The organism is Citrobacter sp. Awk 4, from assembly GCF_028069725.1.
Lineage (GTDB): Bacteria > Pseudomonadota > Gammaproteobacteria > Enterobacterales > Enterobacteriaceae > Citrobacter_D.
In genome coordinates, this window is sequence record NZ_JANEWG010000093.1 from 1 (window position 1) to 7,289 (window position 7,289).

Annotated in this window: 6 protein-coding genes; 1 reads left to right on the forward strand and 5 read right to left on the reverse strand. The window is 52.9% G+C overall.

Going from position 1 to position 7,289, the window contains the following annotated elements:
• Positions 1-164: 164 nt before the first annotated feature.
• Positions 165-1,418: a serine hydroxymethyltransferase gene (glyA, locus tag NNO04_RS21890; protein ID WP_271446453.1), complete on the reverse strand. Its 1,254-nt coding sequence runs from the start codon at positions 1,416-1,418 to the stop codon at positions 165-167.
• 325 nt (positions 1,419-1,743) lie between these two features.
• On the opposite strand from glyA, the gene hmpA reads away from it, so the two are divergent.
• Entirely contained in the window at positions 1,744-2,934 is a 1,191-nt protein-coding gene (hmpA, locus tag NNO04_RS21895; protein ID WP_271446454.1) for an NO-inducible flavohemoprotein, read from the forward strand.
• A 101-nt stretch (positions 2,935-3,035) separates the two neighbouring features.
• Here the strand turns inward: hmpA and glnB are convergent, their stop codons facing one another.
• The 4 genes from glnB to qseE all read right to left on the reverse strand — a co-directional run bounded on the left by glnB (position 3,036) and on the right by qseE (position 6,970).
• Complete coding sequence (gene glnB, locus NNO04_RS21900; RefSeq protein ID WP_002914032.1) at positions 3,036-3,374, reverse strand: nitrogen regulatory protein P-II; 339 nt, start codon at positions 3,372-3,374, stop codon at positions 3,036-3,038.
• A gap of 76 nt (positions 3,375-3,450) precedes the next feature.
• Positions 3,451-4,785, reverse strand: a complete 1,335-nt coding sequence (glrR, locus tag NNO04_RS21905; RefSeq protein WP_271446457.1) for a two-component system response regulator GlrR — start codon at positions 4,783-4,785, stop codon at positions 3,451-3,453.
• Positions 4,785-5,516, reverse strand: coding sequence for a two-component system QseEF-associated lipoprotein QseG (qseG, locus tag NNO04_RS21910; RefSeq protein ID WP_271446455.1), 732 nt, complete (start codon positions 5,514-5,516; stop codon positions 4,785-4,787). The genes glrR and qseG overlap by 1 nt, the downstream gene beginning before the upstream one ends.
• A 23-nt stretch (positions 5,517-5,539) precedes the next feature.
• Positions 5,540-6,970, reverse strand: coding sequence for a two component system sensor histidine kinase QseE/GlrK (gene qseE, locus NNO04_RS21915; protein ID WP_271446456.1), 1,431 nt, complete (start codon positions 6,968-6,970; stop codon positions 5,540-5,542).
• Positions 6,971-7,289 lie beyond the last annotated feature (319 nt).

Sequence of the window (7,289 nt, forward strand, 5' to 3'; positions counted from 1 at the left end):
TTGAACATTTGCAGTTGCCAGACCGCAAGGTGTTTTAACAAATCAAAAGGGGTTTTAATAACTGGCTCAAAGCTGAAAGCTTTACTGAACCCCCAGCCTAGCTGGGGGTTTTCTATAGACAAAAAAGGCCGCTTGCGCGGCCTTTGTTATTTCTGAAAGCAGAATTACGCGTACACAGGGAAACGTGCGCAGATATCCAGCACTTTACCTTTAATACGTTCGATAACCGCTTCGTCGTTGATGTTGTCCAGCACGTCACACATCCAGCCCGCCAGCTCTTTTACTTCCGCTTCTTTAAAGCCACGGCGAGTCACAGCCGGAGAACCGATACGGATACCAGAGGTCACAAACGGGCTCTTTGGATCGTTCGGCACGCTGTTTTTGTTGACGGTGATGTTGGCGCGGCCCAGGGCTGCGTCAGCTTCTTTACCGGTCAGGTTTTTGTCGACCAGATCCAGCAGGAACAGGTGGTTCTCAGTACCGCCAGACACCACTTTGTAGCCACGGTTCAGGAACACTTCCACCATCGCTTTGGCGTTTTTCGCTACCTGCTGCTGGTAAGTTTTGAACTCAGGCTCCATCGCCTCTTTCAGCGCCACGGCTTTCGCCGCGATAACGTGCATCAGCGGGCCGCCCTGTGCGCTTGGGAAGACAGCGGAGTTCAGTTTTTTGTACAGCTCTTCGCTACCGTCTTTCGCCAGGATCAAGCCACCGCGCGGGCCAGCCAGCGTTTTGTGAGTGGTGGTGGTAACAACGTGAGCGTGTGGAACCGGGTTCGGGTAAACGCCTGCGGCAATCAGACCCGCAACGTGCGCCATGTCGACGAACAGATAGGCACCGATGCTGTCTGCGATTTCACGCATTTTTGCCCAGTCAACGATACCGGAGTAAGCGGAGAACCCCCCGATGATCATCTTCGGTTTGTGTTCCTGAGCCTGCTTCGCCATGTCGGCGTAGTCAATTTTACCGGACTCATCAATGCCGTAAGGCACGATGTTATACAGCTTACCGGAGAAGTTAACCGGAGAACCGTGAGTCAGGTGACCGCCCTGCGCCAGGTTCATCCCCAGCACGGTATCGCCCGGCTGCAGCAGCGCGGTGTAGACCGCGAAGTTCGCCTGAGAGCCAGAGTGCGGCTGGACGTTAGCATAGTCAGCGCCAAACAGTTCTTTCGCGCGGTCGATCGCCAGTTGCTCGACGACATCCACATATTCGCAACCGCCGTAGTAGCGCTTGCCCGGATATCCTTCAGCATATTTGTTGGTCAGCTGAGAACCCTGCGCTTGCATGACGCGTGGACTGGTGTAGTTCTCGGAGGCGATCAGTTCGATATGCTCTTCCTGACGTACTTTTTCCTGCTCCATCGCCTGCCACAGTTCGGCATCATAATCGGCAATGTTCATTTCACGCTTTAACATCCGCATCTCCTGACTCAGCTAACGATAAAATTTGGCCTTAAAAGGCAGTCCCGTTGGACAACGACCAACAGTATAACTGAATCATTCTGTGATAACAGGTCTTGACAAAGGATTTTACGCAAACGATTACCTTTAGACAGCACAAGGCTTTGCCGAATTAAGGTCTTACGGATTTTAACGGAATTCTTTTCAGGTTTGTGATGCATACTTTTCATTTTGTAACGTTACAAACGCAATATTACAAAGAACCATTTACAATGCAGGGGTATTTTTATAAGATGCATTTGATATACATCATTAAAGATTTAATTAAAAGGAAGCCCGCATGCTTGACGCCCAAACCATCGCCACTGTAAAAGCCACCATTCCCCTGCTGGTCGAAACCGGCCCTAAACTGACCGCCCATTTCTACGATCGCATGTTTACGCATAACCCTGAACTCAAAGAAATTTTTAACATGAGTAATCAGCGCAATGGCGATCAGCGCGAAGCGTTGTTTAACGCGATTGCCGCTTATGCCAGCAATATTGAAAACCTGGCTGCCCTGCTGCCGGCGGTCGAGAAAATTGCCCAGAAGCACACCAGCTTCCAGATCAAACCAGAGCAATACAACATCGTGGGTGCCCATCTGTTGGCGACGCTGGATGAGATGTTCAGTCCGGGTCAGGAAGTGCTGGATGCGTGGGGAAAAGCCTACGGTGTTCTGGCTAACGTCTTTATCAATCGCGAAGCGCAAATCTACAGCGAGAACGCAGGCAAAACCGGCGGCTGGGAAGGGACGCGCCCGTTCCGTATTGTGAATAAAACCCCGCGTAGTGCCCTGATTACCAGTTTTGAGTTCGAGCCTGTCGATGGCGGCGCGGTCGCAGAGTACCATCCCGGACAATATCTGGGCGTCTGGTTGAAGCCGGAAGGTTTCCCGCATCAGGAGATTCGTCAGTATTCACTGACCCGCAAGCCGGATGGCAAAGGTTATCGTATTGCCGTTAAGCGCGAAGAGGGTGGTCAGGTTTCAACCTGGCTGCACAACCATGCAAACGTAGGCGATGTGGTGCATTTAGCGGCCCCGGCGGGTGACTTCTTTATGACCGTTGCCAACGATACCCCTGTTTCGCTGATTTCCGCAGGCGTCGGGCAAACGCCGATGCTGGCGATGCTGGACACGCTGGCGAAAAAGCATCATACCGCGCAGGTGAACTGGTTCCACGCAGCAGAAAATGGTGACGTTCATGCTTTTGCCGATGAAGTGAATGAACTGGGCAAAAAGCTACCGCGCTTTACCGCACATACCTGGTATCGTGAGCCGACTGCAGACGATGGCGCCAAAGGCAGGTTCGATAGCGTGGGTCTGATGGATTTAAACAAACTGGAAGGTGCAATCAGCGATCCGGCAATGCAGTTTTATCTCTGCGGTCCGGTCGGCTTTATGCAATTTGCCGCGAAGCAACTGGTGAATCTCGGTGTGAAAAACGAAAACATTCATTACGAATGCTTCGGCCCGCATAAGGTTCTGTAGGTGTAAATCGCCTGATGGCGCTTCGCTTATCAGGCCTACGGGGAACGAAACCCTGTAGGCCGGATAAGGCAATACCGCCATCCGGCAAAACACACGCGGCGTTAAATCGCCGCGTCGTCTTCTTCGCCAGTACGAATACGGATCACGCGAGCCACGTCAAAGACGAAGATCTTACCGTCGCCGATTTTACCCGTCTGCGCAGTACGAATAATGGTGTCGACGCAGGTGTCCACGATGTCGTCGGTCACCACAATTTCAATTTTCACCTTCGGCAGAAAATCCACCATATATTCCGCGCCACGGTACAGTTCGGTATGGCCTTTCTGGCGGCCAAAACCTTTCACTTCCGTAACCGTCATACCGGTGATACCCACCTCTGCCAACGCCTCACGGACATCGTCCAGCTTGAAGGGTTTAATAATCGCATCAATCTTTTTCATGCTATTCCTTGAAAAGGTCGCCTGTCTTTTAATCGGGGTACCGTACCACAATTCACGTTACTTTACGGCATGAAAACTACTCTTTGAAGTCGTTTGCATCCAGCTCGTGACGGGAGAGTAATTTATAGAATTCGGTCCGGTTGCGCCCGGCCATTCTCGCCGCGTGAGTCACATTACCTTTGGTGATTTGCAGCAGTTTTCGCAAATAGTTAAGCTCAAACTGGTTACGCGCTTCAACGAAGGTAGGCAGCGCCGTATTCTCCCCTTCCAGCGCCTGCTCCACCAGCGCATCACTGATCACCGGCGAAGAGGTGAGCGCCACGCATTGTTCGATAACGTTCACCAGTTGGCGGACGTTCCCCGGCCACCCTGCCGTCATCAGCCGTTTCATCGCATCTGTTGAAAAAGCACGCACGAACGGTTTATGCCGCTCTGCCGACTGACGCAGCAGATAATTCGCCAGCAGTGGAATGTCCTCCGCACGCTCGGCCAGCGCGGGGATTTTCAGGCTCACCACATTCAGCCGATAGTATAAATCCTCACGGAATTCGCCCCGCGTCATCGCTTTGGGTAGATCGCGGTGGGTGGCAGAAATGATCCGCACATCAATGTCGATATCGCGATTGCTGCCCAGCGGCCTGACTTTGCGCTCCTGCAGGACGCGCAACAGTTTGACCTGCAGCGGCGCTGGCATGTCGCCTATCTCATCAAGAAACAGCGTACCGCCTTCCGCCGCCTGGAACAGCCCTTCGCGATTGCTTACCGCGCCGGTAAATGCCCCGCGCGCGTGACCAAACAATTCAGACTCCAGCAACTGCTCTGGTAGGGCACCACAGTTAATCGCGATAAACGGTTTGCTGCTGCGCGGACTGGCGTTATGGATAGCCTGCGCGAAGATCTCTTTCCCGGTGCCGCTTTGTCCGTTGATCAGAACACTGACGTCCGACTGCGCCACCATACGCGCCTGCTCCAGCACGCGCAGCATTAAGGGGCTACGGGTGACGATCGATTCACGCCAGCGATCATCCGTCGCAGGAGCCGACTGCTCCAGCGCTTCGTCGATCGCCTTATACAGCGCGTCTTTGTCTACCGGCTTGGTCAGAAAGCTAAAAACACCTTGCTGGGTTGCGGCTACCGCATCGGGAATTGAACCGTGTGCAGTCAAAATAATGACTGGCATACCCGGCTGTACTTTCTGGATCTCAATAAACAGCTGCATGCCGTCCATTTCGTCCATGCGCAGGTCGCTTATCACCAAATCCACTTTTTCACGATTCAGTACGCGCAACCCTTCCTGGCCGCTTTCTGCCGTTACGACACTGTAACCTTCACTGGTCAGTCGCATCCCGAGCAGTTTAAGCAAGCCCGGATCGTCATCCACCAGCAGTAAATGCGCCGGTTTGCGGCTCATCATGGCGTTACCTCATCTTGTGATGACGCAGGCGTCGTTTCGTCAGGTTTGTCGCTGCCGCGCGTCGCGTCAGGGTTGTAGTTACTGGCGGGTTTACGCGTGGAAAGCTGACGCTCAATATCCGTCAAATTCTCCAGCTTGCGAGTCGTGAGATCGAGCTGCGTCTGTAAATGCTGGTGTTGCTGGCGCAACGTGTCGAGATCGCTGTCTGTCGTTTGCTGAAGTTTGCTGTAGCGCTGACGCTCTTCGGCAAGCTGTAATTGCAGCATCTGTCCATCGCGCCAGAGTTGATAAAGAGGACGAACCTGGGCAGGGATCTGCGCACTCAGGGCATCCAGTTGGGTAACGGAAACGCGTCGCTCAATCGGTGATATTTTGGCGTCCGCCAGTAAGATCCCACGCTTAAAGGCATTCTGCCAGGTGTCATCCTCAAGCGCACGCGCCTCGTTACGCGACTGAATCGGCAGCAGACGATCGGCACAGTCAATCGCCCGCAGCCAGTAAAGCGGATTGCTCTCCGTGGACTGTCCTTGTAATGACCAAATGTCAGCACACTCGGTAGCAAGGTAATCCGCCAGTTGATAAGGTGGGATTTTTTCCTGAGAGGGATTGCCGACGGAATGTTTAGCCGCGTGCGGGGCGCACCCAATCAGCGCCAGACACGGCACGCTCGCGAATAACATCCGTCGGGAAAAAAGTCGTTTAAAAACTCGAACAAAAACGTGTGGCATACTCACCAGACTTAGCTTCATTTTTAATGGTTTTTCGATGCAGATAGCGGCAGCTCTATGCGGAAACACACTTCTTGCGCATTCTCATCGACCAGATAAAGTTCTCCCTGCATACGACGGATACAGTCCCTGGCGATGCTTAATCCCAGCCCGCTGCCCTTCACAGCCCCTTTTCGCTGATGGCTCCCCTGAAAAAACGGCTCGAAAATCATCGCTCTTTCTGTTTCTGGAATCGGGGTACCGGTATTTGTGACATCAATATATACCGTGGAGCCATGCAGACTGCTACTGATACAAATGTTACCGGATTCAGCACCATAGTGCACCGCATTGGAGTAAAGATTGTCCAGCACGCTCATCAATAGCATCGGCTCCGCCAGACAGGTGTTCGCAACCAGTCTGACGTCGGTATGCATCATTTTAGCGCGGGCTGGCAAACTGTGAGCGGAAACCACCATGTCAACCAGCGGTTCAATCTCAACGCTTTCCAGTTCAATGGCGCTATCTGCCAGTTTTCTGTTGTAATCAAGCAGTTGCTCAATCAACTTCTGTAAGTTACGACTGCTGTTGTCGAGAATCCCGACCACCTCTTTTTGCTCAGGCGTCAGCGGACCCACAACCTGATCGGCCAACAGCTCTGTTCCCTCGCGCATGCTGGCCAGCGGCGTTTTCAGTTCATGTGAGAGATGGCGTAAAAATTGGTGACGTTGTGATTCAAGCCAGGACAAACGCTCGCTCAGCCAGATAATACGCTGTCCCACAGATCGTAGTTCACGGGGGCCGGTAAACGAAACGGCATTCCCCAGCGACCGCCCTTCCCCCAGTCGATTGATCATTCGCTCGATCCCCTTGACCGGTCCAATGATCATGCGGGTAAAGAGCAGCACCATCGCCAGACTGACCAGAAACAGCACCAGCGCCTGCCAGCCAAAGAACTGTCCGCGTTCGGCAATTTCCCGCTGCAGCTGTTGTCCGCGAGAGAAAATAACGGTTCGCGTCGCCTGCACCATCTCGGTGTTGGTATGAGCAAAGGCTTCCAGGCTCGCCGCCGCCGCCGCTGCCGGGCCGCTGTTTGTACACTGGAGTTGGGTGAGCGCATTCAGATCCTGACGCAATGCCTGATAAAGCTTGTCATCGGGCAATACGCCGGCATGCGCGTCCAGCATTTCACTGTAGCGCTTGCGTTGGCTGTGATAGACCTTCGCCAGCGTGGGGTCGTCCAGTACGCAGTATTGACGGTAGCTACGCTCCATCTCCAGCGCCGCATTGGTCATCGCCTCGCTGCGACGGGCATCAACCAGGGTTGTACGATTAGTGAACGCTGCCTGCGCGCTCAGGGCGTTGAGACTTTGCCATGCCTGCCATGCCAGTACCAATAAAGGGAGCAGGATCAGCAGAAATGCCAGCATAACCAATTGGCGTAATGACCGGGGAAATATCGACCAGCGCTTCAAAGCGTTACTCTCATCAGAGACGAATAGAAGGATGCTAACTGAGGGAAACCTCAGATACAACAAAGCCGGGCTTAACCCGGCTTTGTTATGGAATAAGGCGGTGCCTAACTCAACGTTTCGCCCGATGGTTGATAAAGCAGCGCTATTATCAGATGTTGGACGGCAGGCACCTTTTTGTGCGTCATTCGAAGTTTATGTAGCACGTCCCGAAGGGGCTGACATAAGAAGGTGAATGAGCCACTGCTTAGTATTATGCAGAAACCATGCCAATATTAAAATAACTTTATTAACATTATGATTTTATTTTATTTTTCTAAAT

What these genes read in the sequence shown, in the direction of transcription:
- glyA (WP_271446453.1), bottom strand. Translation starts at nt 1,418, where the DNA reads ATGTTAAAGCGTGAAATGAACATTGCCGATTATGATGCCGAACTGTGG.
- hmpA (WP_271446454.1), top strand. Translation starts at nt 1,744, where the DNA reads ATGCTTGACGCCCAAACCATCGCCACTGTAAAAGCCACCATTCCCCTG.
- glnB (WP_002914032.1), bottom strand. Translation starts at nt 3,374, where the DNA reads ATGAAAAAGATTGATGCGATTATTAAACCCTTCAAGCTGGACGATGTC.
- glrR (WP_271446457.1), bottom strand. Translation starts at nt 4,785, where the DNA reads ATGAGCCGCAAACCGGCGCATTTACTGCTGGTGGATGACGATCCGGGC.
- qseG (WP_271446455.1), bottom strand. Translation starts at nt 5,516, where the DNA reads ATGCCACACGTTTTTGTTCGAGTTTTTAAACGACTTTTTTCCCGACGG.